General features: G+C 73.4%; 19 protein-coding genes. 8 read left to right on the top strand and 11 right to left on the bottom strand.

Annotation, left to right across the window (positions count from 1 at the left end):
• Positions 1 to 2: 2 nt before the first annotated feature.
• Positions 3 to 1661 carry a fatty acyl-AMP ligase gene (locus tag ON36_RS11810; RefSeq protein ID WP_043651362.1) on the bottom strand — a complete coding sequence of 553 codons (1659 nt, stop codon included), beginning with the start codon at positions 1659 to 1661 and terminating at the stop codon, positions 3 to 5.
• Positions 1662 to 1806: 145 nt separating this feature from the next.
• Complete coding sequence (locus tag ON36_RS11805) at positions 1807 to 2163, bottom strand: hypothetical protein (protein WP_043651360.1); 357 nt, start codon at positions 2161 to 2163, stop codon at positions 1807 to 1809.
• 117 nt (positions 2164 to 2280) lie between these two features.
• Between ON36_RS11805 and ON36_RS11800 the strand changes: the two genes are divergently transcribed.
• On the top strand, positions 2281 to 3390 hold the full coding sequence (locus ON36_RS11800) for a carboxylate-amine ligase (RefSeq protein ID WP_043651357.1): 1110 nt from the start codon (positions 2281 to 2283) through the stop codon (positions 3388 to 3390).
• A gap of 7 nt (positions 3391 to 3397) precedes the next feature.
• Here the strand turns inward: ON36_RS11800 and ON36_RS11795 are convergent, their stop codons facing one another.
• The 4 genes from ON36_RS11795 to ON36_RS11780 form a co-directional block, all read right to left on the bottom strand.
• A complete protein-coding gene (locus ON36_RS11795) occupies positions 3398 to 3697 on the bottom strand; it encodes a DUF1905 domain-containing protein (protein WP_043651354.1) in 300 nt (99 codons plus the stop codon).
• Positions 3698 to 3964: 267 nt separating this feature from the next.
• On the bottom strand, positions 3965 to 5350 hold the full coding sequence (locus ON36_RS11790) for a styrene monooxygenase/indole monooxygenase family protein (protein WP_043651352.1): 1386 nt from the start codon (positions 5348 to 5350) through the stop codon (positions 3965 to 3967).
• 44 nt (positions 5351 to 5394) lie between these two features.
• Positions 5395 to 6828: an LLM class flavin-dependent oxidoreductase gene (locus ON36_RS11785; RefSeq protein WP_043651349.1), complete on the bottom strand. Its 1434-nt coding sequence runs from the start codon at positions 6826 to 6828 to the stop codon at positions 5395 to 5397.
• Positions 6828 to 8048, bottom strand: coding sequence for an acyl-CoA dehydrogenase family protein (locus ON36_RS11780; protein WP_043651346.1), 1221 nt, complete (start codon positions 8046 to 8048; stop codon positions 6828 to 6830). Before ON36_RS11780 ends, ON36_RS11785 begins: the two co-directional genes overlap by 1 nt.
• A 148-nt stretch (positions 8049 to 8196) precedes the next feature.
• On the opposite strand from ON36_RS11780, the gene ON36_RS11775 reads away from it, so the two are divergent.
• The 4 genes from ON36_RS11775 (at position 8197) to ON36_RS11765 (ending at position 11816) form a co-directional block, all read left to right on the top strand.
• Positions 8197 to 9612, top strand: a complete 1416-nt coding sequence (locus ON36_RS11775; protein WP_157224850.1) for an MFS transporter — start codon at positions 8197 to 8199, stop codon at positions 9610 to 9612.
• 84 nt (positions 9613 to 9696) lie between these two features.
• Entirely contained in the window at positions 9697 to 10128 is a 432-nt protein-coding gene (locus ON36_RS11770; protein WP_052313888.1) for a hypothetical protein, read from the top strand.
• A 206-nt stretch (positions 10129 to 10334) separates the two neighbouring features.
• Positions 10335 to 10475: a hypothetical protein gene (locus tag ON36_RS34690; RefSeq protein ID WP_157224849.1), complete on the top strand. Its 141-nt coding sequence runs from the start codon at positions 10335 to 10337 to the stop codon at positions 10473 to 10475.
• A 9-nt stretch (positions 10476 to 10484) separates the two neighbouring features.
• A complete protein-coding gene (locus ON36_RS11765) occupies positions 10485 to 11816 on the top strand; it encodes a CoA transferase (RefSeq protein ID WP_043651344.1) in 1332 nt (443 codons plus the stop codon).
• On the opposite strand, the gene ON36_RS11760 is transcribed toward ON36_RS11765, so the two are convergent.
• Positions 11813 to 12430 (bottom strand): TetR/AcrR family transcriptional regulator, encoded by a 618-nt coding sequence (locus ON36_RS11760; protein WP_052313887.1) that lies wholly within the window; start codon positions 12428 to 12430, stop codon positions 11813 to 11815. The genes ON36_RS11765 and ON36_RS11760 overlap by 4 nt on opposite strands.
• 107 nt (positions 12431 to 12537) lie before the next feature.
• Between ON36_RS11760 and ON36_RS11755 the strand changes: the two genes are divergently transcribed.
• The 3 genes from ON36_RS11755 to ON36_RS11745 all read left to right on the top strand — a co-directional run bounded on the left by ON36_RS11755 (position 12538) and on the right by ON36_RS11745 (position 15738).
• On the top strand, positions 12538 to 13755 hold the full coding sequence (locus ON36_RS11755) for an FAD-dependent monooxygenase (protein WP_043651341.1): 1218 nt from the start codon (positions 12538 to 12540) through the stop codon (positions 13753 to 13755).
• Positions 13756 to 13816: 61 nt separating this feature from the next.
• Positions 13817 to 14860 (top strand): nucleoside hydrolase, encoded by a 1044-nt coding sequence (locus tag ON36_RS11750; protein ID WP_043651339.1) that lies wholly within the window; start codon positions 13817 to 13819, stop codon positions 14858 to 14860.
• Complete coding sequence (locus ON36_RS11745) at positions 14857 to 15738, top strand: amidohydrolase family protein (RefSeq protein ID WP_043651336.1); 882 nt, start codon at positions 14857 to 14859, stop codon at positions 15736 to 15738. The genes ON36_RS11750 and ON36_RS11745 overlap by 4 nt, the downstream gene beginning before the upstream one ends.
• On the opposite strand, the gene ON36_RS11740 is transcribed toward ON36_RS11745, so the two are convergent.
• The 4 genes from ON36_RS11740 to meaB form a co-directional block, all read right to left on the bottom strand.
• Positions 15739 to 16785, bottom strand: a complete 1047-nt coding sequence (locus ON36_RS11740) for an alpha/beta hydrolase (RefSeq protein ID WP_043651334.1) — start codon at positions 16783 to 16785, stop codon at positions 15739 to 15741.
• Between the two features lie 139 nt (positions 16786 to 16924).
• The gene (locus ON36_RS11735; protein WP_052313886.1) at positions 16925 to 17575 is read right to left on the bottom strand and encodes a double zinc ribbon domain-containing protein; all 651 of its coding nucleotides are present in this window, start codon (positions 17573 to 17575) and stop codon (positions 16925 to 16927) included.
• A gap of 104 nt (positions 17576 to 17679) precedes the next feature.
• Positions 17680 to 18126 (bottom strand): RDD family protein, encoded by a 447-nt coding sequence (locus ON36_RS11730; protein ID WP_052313885.1) that lies wholly within the window; start codon positions 18124 to 18126, stop codon positions 17680 to 17682.
• 170 nt (positions 18127 to 18296) lie between these two features.
• Positions 18297 to 19289 carry a methylmalonyl Co-A mutase-associated GTPase MeaB gene (meaB, locus tag ON36_RS11725; RefSeq protein ID WP_043651445.1) on the bottom strand — a complete coding sequence of 331 codons (993 nt, stop codon included), beginning with the start codon at positions 19287 to 19289 and terminating at the stop codon, positions 18297 to 18299.
• Positions 19290 to 19403: the final 114 nt, after the last annotated feature.

Raw genomic sequence — 19403 nt, 5'->3', positions numbered from 1 at the left:
GGTCAGGCGGTCGGGGTCCGGCTCAGCGCCGGTTCGAGGTCTTCGTGCAGGACGGCGGTGAGCGTGTGGTCGAGGAAGGCCGCGCGCATGGCGGCCCGCTGGACCTTGCCGCTGGTGGTGCGGTGGATCGCGCGGCTCTCCACGAGCACGACGCTGGGCGCGGGCACGTCGAACCCGCGGGCGACGCCGCCCTTGATCGCCGCGGCCAGCCGCGCCGGCGTCGCGTCGCCGAGCAGAGCGGTCCGCACCCCCTGGATGACGACGAGCCGTTCGCGGCCGCCGATGTCGACCGACACCGCGACGCCGGTGGTGAGGGCGGGGTGCAGCTGCTCGGCCAGCTCCTCGACGTCCTGCGGATACAGGTTGCGGCCGTTGACGATCAGCAGGTCCTTGAGCCGGCCGGTGACGAACAGTTCGCCCTCGCGCAGCAGGCCGAGGTCGCCGGTGCGCAGGAAGGGACCTTCGGCGCCGAGGTACGCGTCGAAGGTGTGGCGGGTCTCCCGCGGGCGGTTCCAGTACCCGGCGGCCACGCTCCGTCCGCGGACCCAGATCTCGCCGACCTCACCGTCGCCGGCCTCGCGCAGGGTGTCCGGGTCGACGACGCGCAGTTCGAGGTCGCGTGCCGCGCGCCCGCAGCCGACCCGGGTCCCCGCTGGCCCGGTGGCGACGACGGGGAGCGCGTCCCTCGGCGCGGCGCTGACGAGCAGCGTCGCCTCGGCCAGGCCGTAGGCGGGCAGGAACGCCTCCGGGCGCAGCCGCGCCGGGGCGAGCCGGTCGCGGACCGCCGCCACCGTGGCGGCGCGGATCGGTTCGGCGCCGCAGAGGGCGATGTCGAGGCAGGACAGGTCGAGCCCGGCGAGCTGCTCGTCGGTGACGCGCCGCACGACGAGGTCGTAGGCGAAGTTCGGGGCGGAGGTGAACCGGGCGCGGTAGTGGTCGATGGCCTGCAACCAGCGCACCGGCCGTTTGAGGAACGTCGTCGGCGACATCACGACCAGGCTCGCGCCGACGTAGAGGGCGCCGAGCAGCGACCCGATGAGGCCCATGTCGTGGAAGTGCGGGATCCAGGAGACCCCGGTCGCGGTGGCGTCGATGCCCAGCGCGGCGATGGCGGCCTCGTTGTGCAGCAGGTTGCCGTGGGTGACGACCACGCCCTTGGGCGCGCCGGTCGAGCCGGAGGTGTACTGGAGGAAGGCGATGGTCCCCGTGTCGATGTCGGGCATGCGCCACGCCTCGGGGTCGCCGAGGCCGGTGTCGGTCGCCACGACGGTGGCGGCGGTCGCGGCCGCGACCAGTGGCCGGAAGTCCTCGGTGGTCAGGATCAGGCGGGCGCCCGAGTCGGCGACGATCCCGGCGACCCGCCGCGTGCTGCGCTCGTCGTGCGGCAGCGGCGCGGGCACCGCGATCACCCCGGCGTAGAGGCAGCCGAGGAAGGCGCGCAGGAACGCCATCCCGTCCAGGTACAGCAGCACCACCGGCTCGGAGGCCTCCGCCCGCCCCGCGAGCCACGCCGCGATTCCCCGCGCGTCGCGATCCAGCTCCCCGAAGCCGACCCGCTCCTCGACGAGGTCGCGCCCGCGCTCACGCAGGTGGATGAAGCACCGCCCGTCTTCGTGGACGGCCGCCTGCTGCCGGACGTGGTGCACAAAGCTGGGCTGCATCGCGAGAGCCTCCGGAGAAGTTCGGCCATAGTGGACCGCTATGACTATTCCCGCGCCCGCGCCCGCCCGGAAGCGCCCGCAGGTCTCACCCCGCGCCCCCGAAGGTGTGCCGTGCCCACCCCTGGGTGGCGGTGCGCACCGTCAGTCAGGTGGCCAGGGTGCCGCCGCCGATCGCCGCGTAGGCCGTGGTGAGCAGGAACAGGAACCAGCCCGCGGCCTGCCACGGCGGCCACGGCCGGTCGTGCCGCCATTCGATCAGCGTGCGGGCGAAGGCGCCGAGGGCGCCGAGCAACAGGATCAGCGAGGGGGCGATCAGGACGGTCAGGCGCGCGGGGGTGTCACAGAGCAGGGTGTCCGCCCCGGCGCAGGCGTCACGACGGCTCGCCCACACCGTCACGACGGCGAAGACGGCGACGGCCAGCACCACCACGGCCGCGCCGTAGCGGGTGGCCCCGCGCCCGGCGGGGCCGCCGGTCCATCGCTTCTCGACATCGTCGACCACTTCGATCACCTCGCGCGGTGAATGACCGCCAGGCGGGCGGCCAAACAGCGGTGTCGTGTTTGGGGCGCCCACCGGCGGGTACGGCCCGACCACACCGGGGACGGCGCAGGAGGGTCGATGGGCGAGGTCACAGCGGTGCCGACGGTCGGGGTCGAAGAGGAGTTCCTGCTGACCGATCCCGAAAGCGGTGCGCCGGCACCGAAGAACACCGAGGTCGCGGCCGCCGCGAAGGCCGCGGGTATCGATCTGCAGCTCGAACTGACCAGCTGCCAGGTCGAGACGAGCAGCGAGGTGCACACCGAGATCGGCGACCTGCTCGCCGAACTGCGCCGCTCGCGGCGCGCGGTCGCGGCGTGCGCGGCCGAGCACGACGCGCGGCTGCTGGCGGTCGCGGTCCCCCCGACCGTGCCCGACGGCTACCCGGTCACCGACACCCCGCGCTATCAGCGCATCGCCCACACCTTCGGCATGATCGCCCACGAACAGGGCCTGTGCGGCTGCCACGTGCACGTGGGTGTCCCGGACCGCGAGACCGCGGTGCTCGTGGCCAACCATGTGCGCCCCTGGCTGCCGGTCTTCCTCGCGCTCACCGCCAATTCGGCGGTCTACCGGGGCGCCGAGACCGGCTACGCCAGCTGGCGCAGCATCCTGTGGCGGCGCTGGCCCAGCGCCGGGCCGCCCCCGTTCTTCACCTCGGCCGCCGAGTACGAGTCGATCGTGGCGATGATGCGCGCGGGCGGCAGCATCCTGGACAACAAGATGGTCTATTGGGACGTGCGACCCTCGGAGTCCTTCCCGACGGTGGAGATCCGCGTCGCCGACGTGCCCGCCACCGCCGACGAGGCGGCGCTGCTGGCGGTGCTGGTCCGCGGCACGGTGGCGATGGGCCTGCGTGCCGTGGCGCACGGCGACCACGGCCCCGCCGTCCCGGGCGAGTTCCTGCGCGCGGCCTACTGGAACGCCGCGCATTCGGCCCTCGAGGGCGACGGGCTGCATCCCGTCGAGGCCAGGGTCGTGCCGCAGCGCGCGCTGCTGAGCGAGCTCGTCGACCGGATCGAGCCCGCCCTGCGCGCGGCGGGCGACCACGATTTCGTCGCCGAGGGGGTCGAGCGCGCGCTCGCCCGCGGCAACGGCGCCCAGCGGCAGCTGCGGGCGCTGCGGTCGCGCGGCGAGATCGCCGACGTGGTAGCCGAACTGGCCGGCGCGACCCTCGAGGGCTGCGACTGAGGCCGCCTCACCGCCCCGTGCGCAGGCTGATGTCCGCCGGATCGCCGGCCGCGAGCCCCTCGGCGCGCAACACCGGCTTCTTGACCGGCAGGACGTAGGTTCCGAGTGCCTTGTCCGGGAACAGCGACGTCGACCAGGTGGTCGCCCCGAGGGTGACCGTGACCGGCACGGCCCCGAATCCGGGCCCCGTGCGCGGATGCCGGTCGGCGATGTCGTCGGCGGCGTCCTCCGGGAGCGCGACGAAGTGCCAGTTGCCCGTCGCCGCGACGGCGACCTCGGCCGTGAACTCGTACTCGCGCGCCTCCATGGCGGGCACGATAGTCCCGCCCACCGACAGCCGGGACGGTCCCTCGCAGTGGCGCCGTCGCCGACCCGGCTGAGCCCGGCGAGGGATCAGGCGCGGGCAGCGTCGGTGGCGAGGCCGCGACGACAGTGGGTGAGACGAGTCGACGCTGCCGGCCGCGACGTGGCGGACGCGCCGGCGGACAGGTCGGCAGGGATACCCCGGCACCCCCGGGCCCGTCGCCGGCCGTATGAGGCCGACGCCGGGCCCGGCGGGTCCGGCGACCGAACCTCAGACCCGGCTCAGCGCCGCGCCGTAGGCCGAACGGGCGAAGCGGCCCGCGGGCTCGAAGCGGGCGAGCAGGTCGGCGGCGGGGACGCCGGTGACCTGCTCGATGTAGGCGCCTGCCTGGTCGGGAGTCTCGATGCCGAGGAAGGGCTGGGGGTGGTGGAGGAGGCCGACCAGGGCGCTCGCGAAGCGTGGGTCGACGGCGGCGGTGGCGAAGAACTGGCCGCCGAGGTCGGCGAAGGCGGGGTCGCTGAGGAACAGGCGGGTCACCTTGGCCGCCGCGTCGCCGCGGACGGCGAGGAACTCCGCGTAGCGGGCGGCGATCCATGCCTCGTCGAACGCGCCGTCGTGGACGGCGGCCGCGGCGACCAGGCGCTGCGCCTGGATCAGGCCGCTCTGGGCGCCCTGGCCCGCGATCGGGTCGTAGGCGACGGAGGTGTCGCCGAGGGAGGCCACGGGATGACCGCTCGCGGTGTGGCCGACGCCGGCACGCACGACCGGACGCACCGCGCCCTTCAGCCAGGAGTGCGGGTCGTCCTCGATGACGCGCGTCGCCAGGACCTCGGGGAGGTCCCAGTCGACGTAGTCGCGGTAGAGCTCGGTGACGATCCGATGCGCCGACGCGGCGGAATCGGCGGCGGCGAAACGGCGTTCGAAATCGCTGCCCGGGCGGGCCCAGCCCAGGAACGCCCAGCTCGGGCCGGCGTCCTTGTGCAGGTACGGACCCCACCAGCCCTCACCCTGGTCGGCGAAGATGGAGAACCCGCTGTGCGCGCCACCGGCGGGACTGCGGTGGGCGAACACGTCGGGCCCGTGCCCGAGACCGGTGACCGTGACGGTGAGCAGCGACCGCTGCGGCGCGTCGTAGACGGTGCGTTCGGTGTCGACGGGGAACAGCTCGGACAGGCCGCCGCGGCCGGTCGCCACCAGGGTCAGGTCGTGCCCGGCGGCGATCCGGTCCAGGGTCTGGGGGGTGACCTGCTCGACGACGAAACGGCCACCGCGCTCACGGAACGCGGTGAGCCGCTCGTCGGCCTTGAGCCGGGTGTCGACCGCGACCCCGACGTAGCCGTCGAACACGCCGTCGAAGGCGATCAGTTCGTTGCGGTCGGGGTCGGCGATGCGGACGCTGAGCCCGGTGTGGCGGGGCGCCCTGGTGGTGTAGGTGTCCAGGCCGAGGGCGAGTTCGGCCTGTTGCGCCACACCGAATTCCAGGGCGGTGCCGGTGGCGGGCACCTCGTTGCGGAGTGCCTGCTGGTCGCGGTCGCTGTAGAGCGTGACCTCGAAGCCGGCGTCGAGCAGTCCTAGCGCCGCGGTGACGCCGGTCTGTCCGGCGCCGACGATCGCGGCCGAACGCGTGGAACGTGAAGCGGGATTCTGCGATGTCATATCCGCATGGTGCTCGATTCGGCTCCCGCACAGCAGGGTTGGGATCAGCGGGAATCGATGGCGATCGCACCGGGCCGCGACACCGTCTCCGGCAGCACGGTCGAGTTCGCCCCGCCCACCCGGTAGGACGCGCCGCGATGCCCGGGCGGGAGCCGGTCGCCCGCGCCGAACAGCGCGTGCCGCAGGGTCCCCGGGGCGTGTTCCGCCGCGTAGGCGCCGCGCGCGGTGAGGACGGGGACGACGTGGCGCACCACGTCCTCGAAGCTGCCGGGGGTGATGGCGTAGGCGAGGTTGAACCCGTCGAGGTCGGTCTCGGCCACCCATTCCTGGAGCCGGTCGGCGACGGTCTCCCCCGAGCCGACGAACACCGGTCCCATGCCGCCGATCCCGGCCCAGCGGCCGATGTCGCGCACCGTCCAGGCGCGACCGTCGTCGTCGAACTCCTGGAACGCGGCGACCGCGGAACGGATCGCGTTGCTCTCGACGTCGCCGATGGGATCGTCGAGGTCGTAGCGCGACAGGTCGATGCCCATCCAGCCGGACATGAAGACCAGCCCGCCCTCGACGCTGGCGTAGGACAGGTACTCCTCGTGTTTGGCGCGGGCGGCCTCGTCGGTGGCGTCGGTGACGAGGGTGGCCAGCGCGTAGATCCGGGCCGCGTACCGGTCACGGCCCGCCGCCTCGAGCGCGTCGCGGATACGCGAGACCGTCTGGGCGAGGACCCGTTTCGAGGGCGCGGCCACGAAGATCGCCTCGGCGTTCTCGGCGGCGAAGCGCACACCGCGCGGGGACGCCCCGGCCTGGTAGATCACCGGGGTGCGCTGCGGCGAGGGCTCGGACAGGTGGATGCCGGGCACGGTGAAATGCCGTCCGCGATGGCCGATGTGGTGCACCTTGGCCGGGTCGACGTAGATGCCGCGCTCGGCGTCGCGCACGACCGCGTCGTCCTCCCACGAGCCCTCCCACAGCTTGTAGAGCACCTCGAGGTACTCGTCGGCCTGGTCGTAGCGGTCGTCGTGGTCGAGCTGGTCGTCGGCGCCGAGGTTGCGGGCGGCCGAGGGCAGGTAGCCGGTCACCACGTTCCAGCCGACGCGCCCGCCCGTGAGGTGGTCGAGGGTGGACAGGCGGCGGGCGAACGGGAAGGGATGCTCGAAACCGGTGCCGGTGGTGACGCCGAATCCGAGGTGCTCGGTCACGGCCGCCATCGCCGTCACCAGCAGCAACGGGTCGGCCACCGGGATCTGGGCGCCGTGACGCAGCGCGGCGATGTCGTTGCCGCCGTACACGTCGTAGGTGCCGAGGACGTCGGCGATGAAGAGGCCGTCGAACCGGCCGCGCTCGAGCAGCCGCGCCAGGTCGGTCCAGTAGCTCAGTTCCTTGTACCGGTGCGACTGATCCTCGGGGTGGCGCCACAGTCCGGGCGACTGGTGGGCCACGCAGTTCATGTCGAAGGCGTTGAACCGGATTCGGCGGGTCATCACGCCTCCTCGGAGGCGGGGACCCGCTCGCCCGCGCTCCATCCGAACGGCAGGTCGGTGCCGTTGAGGAGATGGTCGCCCACCGCCCTGGCCTTCTGGATGGCCGGGTTGTGCACGGAGATGGTGCGCGCGTTGCGCCAGTGCCGATCCAGACGCAGGCCCTCGGACACGAGGGAGGCGCCGCCCACCTCGAACAGCAGGCTGGTCGCGGGCAGCACGAGGTCGATCACCGCGAGCTGGGCCTGGGCGGCGGCGAGTTCCACGGCGACGAGCGCGCTCTCGTCCCCGGCCCCGGCGTCGAGCACCTCGTCGAGTCGCTCGGCCACCGCGAGCACCGTCGCGCGCGCGGCGAAGGCGGCCGCGGACAGCTTCCCGATCACCTGCTGCACCAGCGGGTCGTGGCGGGGCAGGTCGGCCGCGGAGTGGGTGTAGCCGCGGGTGCGGTGGGCGACCCACGCGCGCACGTCGGCCTCGGCGCGCTGCGCGATGCCCGCGAGGACCGCCAGCTGCACGAGCTGCAGATATGCGGTCGCGTACGTGGGTCCGGGCACGCCGTAGCCGGGGCCGAGGATCTGGTCCTCGCGCACCCGGACGGCGGTGAACTCGGTGGTGCCGCTGGCGGTGAGGCGCTGGCCGAACCCGTCCCAGTCGTCGTGCAGGCGCACGCCCTCGTCCCGGGCGCCGACCAGCACGCCGACCCGTTCGCCGTCGCGATCGGCCGCGACCAGGATGTGGTCGGCGTAGAGGGAGCCGGTGCTGTAGAACTTGGTGCCGTCCAGGCGCCAGTGCTCGCCGTCGCGGGTCAGGCGGGTGCGATAGCGGTCGACGGCGCCGACGCCGGGTTCGGTGATCGCGTTGCCGACGAGGGTGCCCTCGCTGATCGCGCGCAGCCACCGCTCGCGCGCGGGGCCGGGGTCCGCCAGCAGCTGGTCCTCGACGAAGGAGAAGTGCACCCGCAGGGCCTGCGGGAGATTGGATTCGGCGGCGGCGAGGTCGATCAGCAGCCCGAACAGCTGGCGCACGCTCGCGCCGTGGCCGCCGTACTCCACGGGCACGCGCAACGCGCCGAAGCGGGCCGCGCGCAGGGCGTCGATCTCGGTGTGGGCGAGGGTCCGGTCGGTCTCCCTGGCGACGGCGCCGGCGGCGATCCGCGCGAAGATCGGGGCGAAGACGTCATCCAGTTCGGAATCGGCCGGGCGTTTCGTCTCTGTGGATGTCATGGGCCTCACCATGACGCCGGGCGGGCGGGCATTCACCGGTTGCGCGCAGCGGGATCACAAAGGGTGTGTTCGCCCGCGCGTCGGCACAGAATCCTCCCATGAATCGTGGCGCGGTGTCCGGGTGAGCGGCGGGGCGGCCGCTTCCGTCGTGACCGGGCACCCGCCCGGCGCGGGCGTCGAGCGGCGCGCGACGCTGTGGTGCTGTTACGGCGCGGGTTTCGCGACCCTGTTCGACGCCGCGGTGGTGGCGTTCACCGCGCCCGCGGTGCGGTCCTCACTCGACCTCTCCGACGCCGCCGTGCAGTGGTTCCTCGCCGCGCTGTCGCTCACCTTCGGTCTCGGCCTCGCCCCGGCGGGCCGGCTCGGCGACGCCTACGGCAGGCGCGCGCTGTTCGTCACCGGCCTGCTGGTCTTCCTCGCGGGGACGCTGACCACGGCGCTGGCCGGCGGGGCCGGGCTGCTGATCGGCGGGCGCCTGCTCCAGGGCTTCGGGGCGGGCATTCTCAGCGCGCAGGTCCTCGGCGTCATCCAGGACGTGTTCCGGGGTCCGGAGCGGTTGCGGGCGCTGGCCGGGTACACCATCGCCGGCGCGTTCGCGGCGGTCGCCGGCCCGCTCGTCGCCGGTTCGGCGCTGTGGCTGCTGCCTGCCGATTCCGCGTGGCGGGTGATCCTGCTGGTGCAGACGCCGTTCACCCTCGCCGCCGTGGCGCTGGGGCTGCGGGGGCTGCCGCGCACGCCGCGCGGCCGCCCCCGCGCCGACCTCGATCTGCCGGGCATCGCGATGCTCGGCGTCCTGGTGGTCCTGGTGACGATCCCGGCCGTCGACCCGGGGCTCCCCGGCGCGGTCGTCGCGGCGATCGTGCCGGCCGGCACGCTGCTGGTGGCCGGGCTCGTGCGCTGGGAGCGCGCCTACGCGCGGCGCGGGAAGCTGCCCCTGTTCGCCCCCGCGCTGATCGGCTCGCGTGGGTATGTGACGGGAAACGTGGTCGCGCTCTTGTGGTTCGGCTCCTCGCTGGCCTTCATGACGGTGAAGACCGTGTTCTTCCTCCAGGTCTGCGCGATTCCCGCCCCGGCGGTCGCGGGCGCCCTCGTCCCGGCGGCGGTGGCGCGGATGGTGGCGGCGCGCTGGGGCGAGCGGTTGTTCGCCACCTACGGGACCGCCTCGGTGACCCACGGGCTGGTGGCGCAGACCGCCGTGCTGGCGGGCAGCGGCCTGGCCGCGCTGTGGTGGGACGGCTGGGTGTTGTTCGCCGTCTTGTCGGTGCTCCAGACGGCCGCCGGCGCCTCGGGCGGGGTGGTCGAACCGGCGCTGCGCACGGTGACGCTGTCCTTCGCGCCCGGTTCGCTGCACGGGGTCGCGGCCGCGTTCCTGCAACTGACGCAACGGCTTTCGGCGACGTTCTGCCTCGCGCTGAGCACCGGTGTGCTGCTGGCCTTCGGCGGCACCGCGTCGAGCGGATCGCTGATGTGGGCGATCGCGCTGTGCGCGGCGGCCTCGCTGGCCGCGACCGTCGCGTCCCGGGGGCGCGCGTTTCGCGACGGCCGACCGGACGGGCACGGCTGAACGGAACGCGGGGGCGGATTTCGGCCCGTCCCGCGGCAATCTCTACTACACTGTGTCGTACTAACGGATCCGGTTGGAGGGGCCATGACCGAGGCGACCACACCGCGACAGACCGCGACCGAGAACACCGCCCTGCGCTGGACGACCGTCGTCTTCGCCGTCGCGCTCGGCGTCCACGGCGCCGACCATCTCCGCCGCGGCATGAGCGTGGTCTCCATGCTGGTGATGACGCTCGGCACGATCCAGATGCTGGCCGCGGTGGTCACCATCGTCCTGGTGTTCACCGGCCAGCGCTGGGCGCCGGTCGCGGCCGCGACGGTGGGTTTCGTCAGCGCGGCCGGATTCACCGTCGTACATCTGCTCCCCGACTGGTTCGGGCCGCTCAGCGACAGCTTCGTCGCCGCGCCGCCGTCGGCGAAGGTCACCGGGTTCTCCTGGTTCGCCGCCCTGTTCGAGATCGCCGCGGACCTGGCGATCGGCGTCGCGGGACTGCGCGCCCGGCGCACCTGGCCGTAGCCGGCCCGAACCGGACACGGCGACCGGATTCTCGCTCCCCTTCTCCGGCGCTCCCCGGTTCGCGCACCTCGCGCCGACACGCTCACCGACTCCGCCCCTCTACCAGCCGCTCGGGCGGGATCGCGCGGAGGCGATCGCGCGGTCCCCGTGTCGCCCCGTCGCTCGCGGTCGAGATGCCCGCGTACCGGGCGCCCATCCCGCCTCCGGTGGCCGAGGCCATCGCGGCCGACCCGGCCGGGCAGGTGCCCTTCGCCGATGTGGCGGCGCACTTCGGCTGCCCGACCCGGCGACTCGCCCCGGGACCCGCTGTGACGGTGACGACGCCCAGCTCCGGCGCGGGCGGCTAGGCTGCCCCCATGAGCTCGCCGTCCGCGCTGGTCCACGCCTACGAATCCGGTTGCGGCGCACCCGCCTCCGAGCCCGCCGAGATCCCCGATCCCGGCGGGCTCCTCGCGGCGACGCTGCCCGTCTGGGCGCTGGCGGCCGGGTCGGTGGCGGCCGTCGGCGCGGCCGCGAATCGGGTCCGCGCCGCCCAGGGGCTCGACCCGCGGCCCGTCCGGGTCGACCCGGGCCGGGTCGCGGGGGCGTTCGCCAGCGAACGCGTGCTGCGCATCGACGGCGCGCCCCCGGCCGCGTTCGCCGAACTCTCCGGGTTCTTCCCCGCCGCCGACGGCTGGGTCCGCACCCACGCCAACTACCCCCACCACCGTGATCGACTCCTCGCGGTGCTCGGCCTGCCCCCAGGCGCGGACGCGGCGGCCGCGCGGGCCCGGTTCGCGGCGCGTCCGGCGGCCGAACTGGAGGACGCCGCCGCCGCGGCGGGGGCACTGATCTTCCGGGTGCGCACCGAGCAGGAGTGGGCCGCGAGCCCCGCGGGCACCGCCGCTTGCGGGGGTCCCCTGATCGCCGTCGAGCCGCGCACGCCGGACGGCCGCGGGGGCTTCTCCCGCGACGCGACCGCCGAGCGGCCCCTGGCCGGCGTGCGCGTGCTCGACCTGACCCGGGTCCTGGCCGGCCCCGTGGCCACCCGCACCCTCGCCCTGCTCGGCGCCGAGGTCCTGCGCATCGACCCGCCCGCGATGCCGGAGATCGCCTGGCAGTACCTCGACAACTGCCAGGGCAAACGCTCGGCGCTGCTGGATCTGCGCGGCGGGCTCGCCGCGTTCACCGCGCTGCTGGCCGAGGCCGACGTCCTGGTCACCGGGTACCGCCCCGGCGCGCTCGAGGCCCTCGGCGTCGCGGCCGACCGTCCCGGGCTCGTACACGCGCGCCTCTGCGCCTGGGGCGAGTCCGGACCGTGGGGCGGGCGCCGTGGCTTCGACAGTCTCGTGCAGGCCGCGTCCGGCATCGCGCTGCTGGAGGGCACCGACGGCGCCCCCGGCGCCCTGCCCGCCCAGGCCCTCGACCACGCCTCGGGCTACCTGCTCGCGGCGGGCATCCTCGACGCGCTGCGCGCCCGCGCCGAGGACGGGCGCGGGCGGACCGTCCGCGCCGCCCTGGCGCGCACCGCGGCGTGGCTGCTCGCGGCGGGGGGACGCACCCCCGGCCACGGACCCGCGACCCCGCCCGACGCGGCGGCCACGGTGACCCACGGCCCGGTCGTCGGCGCGCGGCCCGCCGTGCCCGGCTACGACGACTATCCGTGGCCCGCGCCGCCCTACGGCGCCGACCCGGCGGCCTGGCGCTAGACCGGCCCCTCCGCCGTCGGGGTCGGCGAATCCCCTTCGGGGCCGGGAGCTCCCGTGAGGGCCAGCACCGCCTCGGCGAGGGTGTCGCCGTCGATCGCCTCGCCGTCGGGGTCGAGCAGCCACAGCACGCCGAGCCCCTGGACGAGGGCGAAGTACAGCTGCGCGACGGCGCGGCCCTGCTCCGGCGACAGCTGCGGATGGGCGGCCCGGAGCCGGGCGCCCATATCGGCGTACACGCCCGCGGTCATGTCGCTCAGCTGGGCGCGGGCGTCCTCGGAACGCACGATGCGCACGAGGTTCTCCATGCTGGCCAGCATCGCCTCGTGATTGGCCGCGAACACCGCGGGCATGGCGTTCCACAGCCGGGTGAACCCGGTCAGCGGTGGGCCGCCCGCGCTCTCGGCGATCAGGTCCTCCATGGCGTCGCCGATCGCGCTGCCGAGCGCGTCGGTGAGCGCCTCGGTGATCAGGCGCTCCTTGGAGCCGAAGTGGTAGCCGATGGCGGCCAGGCTGACCCCCGCCGCCCCGGCGATGTCGCGGGCGGTCGCCTTGGCCACCCCGCGCTCCATGATGACCTTGCGCGCTCCCGCCAGCAGATCTTCTCGATTACCCATGGCCCTCACCCTACCCAATCGTCTTAGACATTTGTTCTAGACATACGTGCCAGGCTCTGTTAGACATATGTCTCATACATTCGTTCTTCAGACGGGAAGCACCTCTCATGACCACCACCTCCCTGCACGTCCTGGTCTCCGGCGGCGGGATCGCGGGCAACGCGGTCGCACTCCAGCTGTTGCGCAACGGCATTCGCGTCACCGTCGTCGAGCGCGCCGACGCTCCCCGACCCGGCGGCCAAGCCGTCGACCTGCGCGGCCCGAGCCGCGAGGCGGCCGAACGGATGGGTCTGCTCGACGCGATCGCCCGCCACCAGCTCGAGGAGAAGGGCATCGAATACGTCGACGGTGACGGCGCGGTCTACGCGCGCATGGCGATGGAGGACTTCGACGGCCGCGGCGTGGTCGCCGACATCGAGATCACCCGCGGCGACCTCAACGGCGTCCTGCTCGACGCGGTCGCCGCGGCCGACCCCGACGGCACCCTGCTCACCTACCGCTACGGCGAGCACCTCACCGCCGTCGACCAGGACGACACCGGCGCGCGCGTCACCTTCTCCACCGGCGCCACCGAGCGTTTCGACCTGGTGATCGGCGCCGACGGCGTCCACTCGGCCACCCGCGCGCTGGTCTTCGGCCCCGAGGAGCGCTTCGCCACCTTCCTCGGCGCCTACGGCGCGTTCTTCACCATCGAGACCCCCGCCGACATCCGCCCCGGCTGGTTCACGATGCGCCTGGTGCCCGGCGCCTACGTCGCCATCCGTCCCGACGCCGACCCGCGGACCGCCAAGGCCCTGCTGACCGTGCGCGCCGAGCACGACCCCGCGCTGCGTGGCGACCGCGCGGCCCAGGAACGGCTGCTGCGCGCCGGGCTGGCCGAGGCGGGCTGGCACGCCCCGAACATCCTCGCGGCGATGCCGGACAGCACCGACTTCTACTTCGACGAACTCGCCCGGGTCGACGTCGAGGAGCTCTCGCGCGGCCGGGTCACCCTGGTCGGCGACGCCGCCTACTGCGGCTCGCCGCTGTCGGGGATGGGCACCGCGATGGCGATCACCGGCGCCTACATCCTGGCCGCCGAGATCGCCGCGCACCGGGCCGACCCGGCCGCCGCGCTGGCGGCCTACCAGGAGCGGGTCACGCCGTTCGTGGCGGGCGCCAAGGAGATCCCCGGCGGCGGGGTGTCGATGATGCTGCCCAAGAGCCGTCTGGTCACCCGGCTCGCCCGCGCCAACATGCGGATCATGATGTCGCGGCCGATGATCCCGCTGACCAAGCGCGTCTTCTTCCCCGAGAACAAGGACTTCGCCCTGCCCGCGTACTGATGCGTACGGGGTCGGCGGGGTCGCCTGGGCGGCGCGGCACCGCCCGGATACCCTCGCAGGCGTGCCCCGACCGATCATCGCCGACGTCGACACCGGGATCGACGACGCCCTGGCCCTGCTCTACCTGCTCGCCTCCCCCGAGGCCGAGCTGGTCGGCATCGCCGCCACGGCGGGCAACGTGCCGACCGCGCAGGTCGCGGCCAACACCCTGGGGCTGCTGGACCTGTGCCGGGCGCCCGAGATCGAGGTCGCGCTCGGCGCCGACGGACCGCTGGCGGTCCCGCTGCGCACCACCGAGGACACCCACGGCCCGCACGGCGTCGGATACGCCGAGCTCCCGGTCGCCACCCGCGCGCTCTCGCCCCGCTCGGCCGCGGCGCTGTGGGTCGAGCGGGCGCGCGCCCGGCCCGGCGAGATCACCGGGCTGTGCACCGGACCGCTCACCAATCTCGCGCTGGCCCTGCGCATCGAACCCGAGCTGCCCCGGCTGCTGCGCCGCCTGGTGATCATGGGCGGCGCGTTCAACCACCCCGGCAACACCACCCCGACCAACGAGTGGAACGTCCACGTCGATCCCGAGGCGGCCAAGGAGGTCTTCGACGCCTTCTCCGCCGCGCCGCCCGACCGCAGGCCCCTGGTGTGCGCCCTCGACATCACCGAGACCATCGAGATGCGCCCACACCACCTGCGGGCACTGGCCGAACGCGCGGGCAGCCTGCCCGTCGAGGACGTCTGCCCCGCCGACGGCCCCGACTTCCGTTCCGCGGCGAGCAATCCCGTGATCCGGTTCCTCACCGACGCCGTCCGCTTCTACTTCGACTTCCACGACGGCTACGACCTCGGCTACCTCGCGCACATGCACGACCCCTTCGCCGCCGCGGTCCTGCTCGACCCCGCGCTGGCGCGGACCCGGCCCGCCACCGTCGACGTCGAGCTGACCGGCACCCTCACCCGTGCGACCACCGTGGCCGACTGGGCGGGCATGTGGGGCCGGGAACCCAACGCCGACATCGTGATCGGCACCGACCCGGCGCTGTTCTTCGACCGCCTGATCAGCCGCGTCGGCGACTTCGCCCGGCGCCTGCACCCACCGGAGCTGCCGTGACCGACGAATCCGCCGCCCTCGCCGCCTTCCGCGACCGGGTCGGCCTGCCCGCGATCGTGGACGTGCACACGCATTTCATGCCCGAGCCGGTGATGCGCAAGGTGTGGGCGTACTTCGACGCCGCGGGCCCGCTGACCGGGCGGCCGTGGCCGATCACCTACCGCGACGAGGAGCAGGTACGGGTGAAGACGCTGCGCGAGTTCGGCGTCCGCGCGTTCACCTCCCTGGTCTACCCCCACAAGCCGGACATGGCGGCCTGGCTCAACGGCTGGACCGCCGAGTTCGCCGCCCGCACCCCCGACTGCCTGCACACCGCGACCTTCTATCCCGAACCCGGCGCCGCCGGCTACGTCCGCGAGGCGATCGAGGCGGGCGCGCGCGTGTTCAAGGTCCACATCCAGGTCGGCGGCTTCTCCGCGCTCGACCCCCTCCTCGAGCCGGTGTGGGCGACGCTCGAGCGGACCGGCGTGCCCGCGCTCATCCACTGCGGGTCGGGTCCGGCGCCGGGCGAGTTCACCGGCCCGGAGCCGATCGCCGAACTGCTGCGCAGGCATCCGCGGCTGCGGCTCATCGTGGCGCACATGGGCACCCCGGAGTACAGCGAGTTCCTCGACCTGGCCGAGCGGTACCCGGGCGTACACCTCGACACGACGATGGTGTGGACCGACTTCACCGAGGCCGACGCCCCGTTCCCACCCGGGGAACGGGACCGCCTGCGCCGCCTGTCCGATCGCATCCTGTTCGGCAGCGACTTCCCCAACATCCCCTACCCCTACACCCACGCGCTCGAGGCCCTGGAACGCCTTGCGCTAGGCGAGGAGTGGCTGCGCGCCGTGTGTCACGACAACGCGGCGCGCCTGTTCGCCCTCGACCGCTGATCAGGCGGGCATTTCCAGCCCCTCGGCCAGTACCGGCCACGAGCTCTTGAACGCCTTCTCCCAGTAACCCCAGGAGTGGGTGCCCTTGGACTCGAGGTCGAAGGTCGCCGGGATGCCGAGCTCGTCGAGGCGGTCCTGCAGGTTCTTGGTGCACCACAGCGTCGCGGCCTCGATGACGCCGCCGACCACGATCTGGTTGGCCAGGCCGACCGGGCCCGGGATCATCAGGTTCGGGTCGCCGAGCTTGTCGTGCTCGCCCGGCAGCCCGGAGCCGTTGGAGAAGTACAGCTTCGTCCCGCGCAGCCGCTCGGCGTTGACCACCGGGTCGTTGGCCGCCCAGGCCGGGTCGCCGGGCGGGCCGTACATGTTGCCCGGGTTGCCGCCGCCGGTGCCGACCACCACGTTGACGAACTGCTGGCCGACCGGGTCGCTGATCTGGGCGCACCCGCTGTAGGCGGCCACCGCCCGGAACAGGCCGGGCTGGGCGATCGCCAGCTGCAGCACCGCGGTCACGGTCATGGAGTTCGCGGCGATCGCGTTGCGGCCGTCGGTGCCGAGGACGGCATCGATCAGCGGCGGCAGCTCGTCGACGAAGAAGGTGCGCCACTTGTTCTCGCCGAGCCGGGGATCGCGCTGCTTCCAGTCGGTGTAGTAGCTCCACGCGCCGCCGACGGGCATGACGACGTTGACGTTCTTCTCCGCCAGGAAGTCCAGGACGTCGGTGTTCTGTCCCCAGGTCGCGGTGTCCTCACCGCCGCCCGCCCCGTTCACCAGGTAGAGGGCGGGCCGGGGTTCGGAGGTGTCGGCCGGACGCTGCACGTTGACGGTGATCTCGCGGCGCATGGACGCCGACCACACCCGGAGGGTCCAGTCGCGGCCCACCGCGGAGACCACGCTCACGCTCGAGCCACCGACCGACGCGGGCGCGCCGATCGCGCTGTCGGCCACCACCGCCGGATCCGCCACGGCGACACCGGCACCCGCCGCCGTGACCAGGACTGCCACCAGCGCCGCCGCCGACGCTCCGACCGCGCCGCGGTACCCCATACACAAGCCTCCATCGAAACCGACCGCCCAGTGCGGTCGATCACGTATCGGGAGGCATCACAGGGCCGTTACCTGGAACACACCTTTTCGTCACATTGCACAATCAAGATCACCGGATTTTGTGCCACAGGGCCCGGATTCATTGGGCCCGGCCACAATGGGAGCAGAAGGCCGCGCCCACCTCGAGGTGGTGCCCGCAGCCTGCACAGTCGGCGCGCAGGGCCAGCGCCGTGCCGCAGGAGGTGCAGAACCGCCCGCCGGCGGCCGGTGCCGCGCAGGTCGGGCAGGCGACGCGCGCCGGGGTGCGCAGATCGTGGTCGCGCGCCCAATCCTGCTGGTGGGCCGCCTCCCTGATCTGGGACTCGCGCGCGGCGGCCTGCGCCTGGGCGATCTGGTGACCGACCATCGGCGAACAGCGGGTGCACTGCCCGACCGCGGTGTTCCAGCAGATACGCGCGCACGTCCACGAGCCGCAGCCTCCGCACAGCCGGAAGTCGCGGCCGACCTCGGTGACCGCCTCGGCGAAGGCGCGGTCGCGGGTCTCCGAGGCGCCACCGGCATAGGAATTGGAGAAGGTCTCCGCGGCCGAGGAGACCTTGTGCAGCATGGCGATCCGGTCGCCGAACAGGCTGCTCAGCGAGCGCAGCACGCCGCGACCGCGCGCCAGGTAGTTCTGCTGGAACGCCGAGCGGTGCACGGTGCTGCACCGCTCGCAACGGAACTCCCACTGGAAGCCGTTGTCGTTGGACAGATCGGAATAGTTGCTGGTGAAGACCACCGGTGCGGCCATGGGTGTGCGTTCCTCTTCCGGCGTGGGGATGCGGCGTTCCGCCGGCTGATTATCGCCCCGCCGGACCGGATCGCAACACCGGAGCGACCGCACCGGCGCAGGTCTCAGTCCTTGACGACCTGGGTGCCGCCGGCGAAGGTGTCGTGCCAGCCCTGCCTGGTGGGGCTCGACCCGATCGTGACGCCGATCGCGATCGCGGCCACCAGCCACAGCAGGCCCCCGACCCAGGGGATCAGGTTCAGCAGCATGTAGGCGTTGCGCCGGGCCGATTCGGTCAGGTCCGGCTTGGCCGCGCCGCCCGCGCCGCGCACCTCGAGTCCGAGCACCTTCTTGCCCGGCGTCTCCCCCGAGGTCACCTCGAAGAACACGAAGTACAGGAAGCCGAAGCCGGCTCCGGGCAGGACGGCGACCCAGCTGGGCAGGTCGAGGACCCAGCCGAGGACCCAGAACAGGATCCCGCCGACGATCCAGGCGATGATCCAGTCGATGAACCGGGCGCCCGCCCGGACCCCGACACCCGCGCCGGTTCCGGTCTGCTGCTGGTAGGACATGGTTCCTCCTCGCGTCGGCCACCCGTCACCGAGCCCGGTGCGAACTCCGTTCCGCGGGCGGCATTGTCGAGGATCGCACGGGTACCGGGCCCGGTATGTACCGATTCCGGCACACTTCGGTGAAAGGACGGTGCCGATACCCCTGCCGGACACCGGTTTTCGCGGCGAGGTCAGGCGTCGAAGGCGTCCAGGATGGCCGCGGCGGCCAGCGCCGGGGTCAGGGTACCGTCCCGCACACCCGACTCCACCCGCGCCCGCACGCTCTTCACGGCGGGACTGTCGGTCAGGCGGCGCAGGATCTGGTCGTGCACCATCGTCCAGGTCCACTCGACCTGCTGACGGCGACGCTTCTCGTCGAACTCGCCCGCGTCGGTGAGGACGCGCCGGTGCTCGAGCACGGTGTTCCAGAAGGTGTCGAGGCCGACCCCTTCCAGCCCGCTCATGGTGATCACCGGTGGCCGCCACAGGGATTCGCGCGGATGAATCAGGCGCATGGCGCCGGTGAGTTCACGGGCGGCGGCCTTGGCCTCGATCTCGTGCTTGCCGTCGGCCTTGTTCACCGCGACCAGATCGGCCAGTTCCAGGACACCCTTCTTGATGCCCTGGAGCTGATCGCCCGTGCGGGCCAGGGTGAGGAAGCAGAACACGTCGACCATGCCGGCGACGGTCACCTCGGACTGGCCGACGCCGACGGTCTCCACCAGGATGACGTCGTAGCCCGCGGCCTCCAGCAACACGATGGTCTCCCGCGTCGCCTTGGCGACACCGCCCAGCGTGCCCGCGGTCGGCGAGGGCCGGATGAAGGCGTCCCGCTCGAGCGACAGGCGCGCCATGCGCGTCTTGTCGCCGAGGATCGACCCCCCGGTGCGGGTCGAGGACGGGTCGACCGCCAGCACGGCGACCCGGTGCCCCTCGCCGAGCAGTTTCATGCCGAGCGCGTCGATGAACGTCGACTTGCCGACCCCGGGCACGCCGGTGATGCCGACCCGGTTCGACAGGGCCGCACCGGGTTCGGCGCTCAGCCGCAGCAGCAGCTGCTGGGCCTGTTCCCGGTGGTCGGCCCGCGTCGATTCGACGAGAGTGATCGCGCGGGCCAGCGCCGGGCGCGCGCCTGCGCGGATGTCGGCGGCGAGCTGGTCGACATCGATCGTCCGCCGGGCCACGGCGCGCGGCGCCGATCTGCGGGGCGCGCCGACCCCGGCGGTCGTACCGAGCCGTGGATGCGCGGCGTCGCCCGCGGCGGGCCGGTCCCGCTCGTCCGGTGACGCGGCGCGCGG

Origin of the sequence: Nocardia thailandica NBRC 100428 (assembly GCF_000308795.1) — a bacterium.
GTDB classification, from domain to species: Bacteria; Actinomycetota; Actinomycetes; order Mycobacteriales; family Mycobacteriaceae; genus Nocardia; species Nocardia thailandica.
Note: the sequence above shows the minus strand (reverse complement) of the source record. Positions and strands in the feature narration are given on the sequence as shown.

Excerpts from the sequence above, each read along its gene's own strand:
- ON36_RS11810 (WP_043651362.1), bottom strand. The coding sequence starts at position 1,661 with ATGCAGCCCAGCTTTGTGCACCACGTCCGGCAGCAGGCGGCCGTCCAC.
- ON36_RS11800 (WP_043651357.1), top strand. The coding sequence starts at position 2,281 with ATGGGCGAGGTCACAGCGGTGCCGACGGTCGGGGTCGAAGAGGAGTTC.
- ON36_RS11795 (WP_043651354.1), bottom strand. The coding sequence starts at position 3,697 with ATGGAGGCGCGCGAGTACGAGTTCACGGCCGAGGTCGCCGTCGCGGCG.
- ON36_RS11790 (WP_043651352.1), bottom strand. The coding sequence starts at position 5,350 with ATGACATCGCAGAATCCCGCTTCACGTTCCACGCGTTCGGCCGCGATC.
- ON36_RS11785 (WP_043651349.1), bottom strand. The coding sequence starts at position 6,828 with ATGACCCGCCGAATCCGGTTCAACGCCTTCGACATGAACTGCGTGGCC.
- ON36_RS11780 (WP_043651346.1), bottom strand. The coding sequence starts at position 8,048 with ATGACATCCACAGAGACGAAACGCCCGGCCGATTCCGAACTGGATGAC.
- ON36_RS11770 (WP_052313888.1), top strand. The coding sequence starts at position 9,697 with ATGACCGAGGCGACCACACCGCGACAGACCGCGACCGAGAACACCGCC.
- ON36_RS11765 (WP_043651344.1), top strand. The coding sequence starts at position 10,485 with ATGAGCTCGCCGTCCGCGCTGGTCCACGCCTACGAATCCGGTTGCGGC.
- ON36_RS11760 (WP_052313887.1), bottom strand. The coding sequence starts at position 12,430 with ATGGGTAATCGAGAAGATCTGCTGGCGGGAGCGCGCAAGGTCATCATG.
- ON36_RS11755 (WP_043651341.1), top strand. The coding sequence starts at position 12,538 with ATGACCACCACCTCCCTGCACGTCCTGGTCTCCGGCGGCGGGATCGCG.
- ON36_RS11740 (WP_043651334.1), bottom strand. The coding sequence starts at position 16,785 with ATGGGGTACCGCGGCGCGGTCGGAGCGTCGGCGGCGGCGCTGGTGGCA.
- ON36_RS11735 (WP_052313886.1), bottom strand. The coding sequence starts at position 17,575 with ATGGCCGCACCGGTGGTCTTCACCAGCAACTATTCCGATCTGTCCAAC.
- ON36_RS11730 (WP_052313885.1), bottom strand. The coding sequence starts at position 18,126 with ATGTCCTACCAGCAGCAGACCGGAACCGGCGCGGGTGTCGGGGTCCGG.